The organism is Neisseria sp. P0009.S007 (assembly GCF_051962515.1).
In genome coordinates this window covers 1-2,637 of the sequence record NZ_JBQCVF010000193.1, presented here as the reverse complement: position 1 = coordinate 2,637, position 2,637 = coordinate 1, and the positions used below count along the sequence as shown (strand labels likewise).

Below are 2,637 nucleotides of genomic sequence, written 5' to 3'. Positions count from 1 at the left end.
CTTGCACGCTGTTCGGGGGTATAAATCGATAGGGTGCGTTCTTTAAGGTGATGCAAGGTCAAATCAACCTGTTGAGTCTGGGTCAACATAATGCCTACTCCGAAGTTAAGGTGAAATTGTTTTGAAGCTTGGTTTCACTTCTTTTGCAAATCCATGCCGATCGTGGGCGGCCAAGACTGTAATTTTGCGTCAAGAAACTGCCTCAATGATACTGGAAGTGCTTGAGTGTGCATAGAGTTTTCAAGGTTAAGAAGGATGATTTTTCAAGTGTTTGATTTTGATTAAAAGTAAGGTTGAGCATATGGAAAGCGGCCTTTTGACGAACTTATCTTTCAGACGGCCTGAGTCTTGTGAGAAAAACTTTTATTTTTATTATCTTAGACATCTTTTTATTCAGATATGGCCGTCTGAAACATATGTACAGCATAATGGGTCGCTTATTTTGTTTAAAAATGAGTCATAGAGATTAAGTTCATGACTTCTGATGTAAATCAAGATTCTATAAAGAGGCAGTTATTGTGTTTTAAATAAAGAGAGAATGTACGAGCTTCATTCATTAAAAAATGAATCCATCAGTTTTCTTATTGATAGTGGTTATTATGTAGATTATCAAGTTAATAAGGAAAAGGTGTTTGTCTGGTTTGTCATGCTTTTTTAATATTATTTTTTAAAATTAGACTTGACCCATTACAAGCAATTACTTAAAGTATCCATCTGATTTTTACACAAGAAAACGGGTTGTCCCGTTCCAAAAAAATGAGCGCAATCAAACCACCACAAATCACTGTATTCGACAGCAAGCCAACCGATGCTTATTTCTTCGGTACTTGCGTTCTCGACCTTTTTATGCCTGAAGCCGGTATGGATGCCATCACTTTAATCGAACAACAGGGTATCCGTGTCCATTATCCAATGGAGCAAAGCTGCTGCGGTCAACCGGCCTATTCGTCAGGTCATCCTAAAGAAGCCTTTGATGTTGCCAAAGCGCAACTGGATTTATTCCCTGAAAATTGGCCGATTGTCGTGCCTTCCGGTTCTTGCGGCGGCATGATGAAACACCACTGGCCGACTTTGTTCAAAGGTACCGAGTACGAGCAAAAAGCCATTGATTGCGCCAATCGTATCATTGAATTTACCCACTTCCTGCTGGCGATTGGTTACAAACCTGAAGATAAAGGCGAGCCGGTTAAAGTGGCTGTTCATACTTCCTGCGCGGCGCGTCGCGAGATGAATGTACATTTGTCAGGCTGGCAGTTGATCGACGGCATGGAAAATGTTGAACGTATCGTTCACGACCATGAAAGCGAGTGCTGCGGTTTTGGCGGTACATTCTCTGTGAAACAAGCCGATATTTCCGGAGCGATGGTAACCGACAAAGTTGCCGCGCTGAAAGAAACCGGCGCAACTGAAATCATCAGCGCGGACTGCGGTTGCATGATGAATATTGGCGGCAAAATCGCTAAAGACGAACCCAATATGCCACGTCCGAAACATATTGCATCTTTCCTGTTGGAACGCACCGGAGGTAAAGCATGAGCGCGCGCGAAAATATTTTAGCGAAATTGAAAAAAGCCGATGCCTTGCCGATGGAAGAACCGCCGGTTTTCGATTATTACCGTGAAATGGGTGTTTCTTGGGCAAACGATGTCGAACGCTTGAAACATTGGGCGGCTGCCATGCGTGCCGTCAAAACTGAAATCTATTGGGTTACCAAATCCAACTGGCCGCAAGTATTCCGTCAAGCCGCCGAAGGCAAGGGCTTGAAAAACATTCTGCTTCCATTGGAAACAGAACATGGTCAGCTGGCCCGTGCAGCTTTGGCCGATACCGATATTGAACCGCGTGGTTTTGAGCGAAAAATCGACGACTGGAAAAACGAATTCTTTACCGATATTGAGGCTGGTTTTAGCGGCTCTAAATGCGGTATTGCCCGTACCGGTACGATTATGCTGGAGTCCAGTCCTGTCGAGCCACGCAGCCTGAGTTTGGTTCCGCCTGTGCATTTCTGCTTGTTTGACACCAGCAAAATGTACAACGAATTACATAATGCTGTTGAAGGCGAAAAACTGGTAGAAAAAGGCATGCCTACCAACGTTATTTTGATTTCCGGCCCGTCTAAGACTGCTGATATTCAATTGACTTTGGCCTATGGTGCACACGGCCCGCGCGATTTGGTGGTTTTGGCCGTTCTGCCTGATCACATTTCCCCTGCCGATTTGGAGGAAAAAGCATGAGTTCCCAAACCATTAAATTCCATATGAAGCCGGAAACGTTCAAGCAAAACGCCGCGATTTCTTTGCAAGACAAACCTTTGCGTAAAAGCTTGCGCACAGCGATGGACATGCTGATGACCAAGCGCAAAGCCGTTTTGACAGATGAAGAAGAGCTGCAAAGCCTGCGTGACTTGTGTGAGCATGTCCGTCAACGTTCGTTGTCCAAATTGCCTGCATTATTGGAACAGCTGGAAGAAAACCTGACCAAGTTGGGCGTTAAAGTCCACTGGGCAGAAACACCTGCCGAAGCCTGCCAAATCATTCACAACATCATTACCGATAAAAACGGTAAGCTGATGGTGAAAGGCAAATCTATGGTCAGCGAAGAGATTGAGCTGAACCATTATCTGCAAGATCAAGGCAT

At 44.5% G+C, this 2,637-nt stretch carries 3 protein-coding genes; all 3 read left to right on the top strand.

Annotated features, from left to right (window positions below; translation table 11 throughout):
- Positions 1 to 756: 756 nt before the first annotated feature.
- Positions 757 to 1,536: a (Fe-S)-binding protein gene (locus ACTHS3_RS11425; RefSeq protein ID WP_049344813.1), complete on the top strand. Its 780-nt coding sequence runs from the start codon at positions 757 to 759 to the stop codon at positions 1,534 to 1,536.
- Positions 1,533 to 2,234 (top strand): LutC/YkgG family protein, encoded by a 702-nt coding sequence (locus tag ACTHS3_RS11420; protein ID WP_049344814.1) that lies wholly within the window; start codon positions 1,533 to 1,535, stop codon positions 2,232 to 2,234. Before ACTHS3_RS11425 ends, ACTHS3_RS11420 begins: the two co-directional genes overlap by 4 nt.
- On the top strand, positions 2,231 to 2,637 hold a 407-nt coding region (locus ACTHS3_RS11415), incomplete at its 3' end, for an LUD domain-containing protein (protein ID WP_440367986.1). The genes ACTHS3_RS11420 and ACTHS3_RS11415, both read left to right, overlap by 4 nt.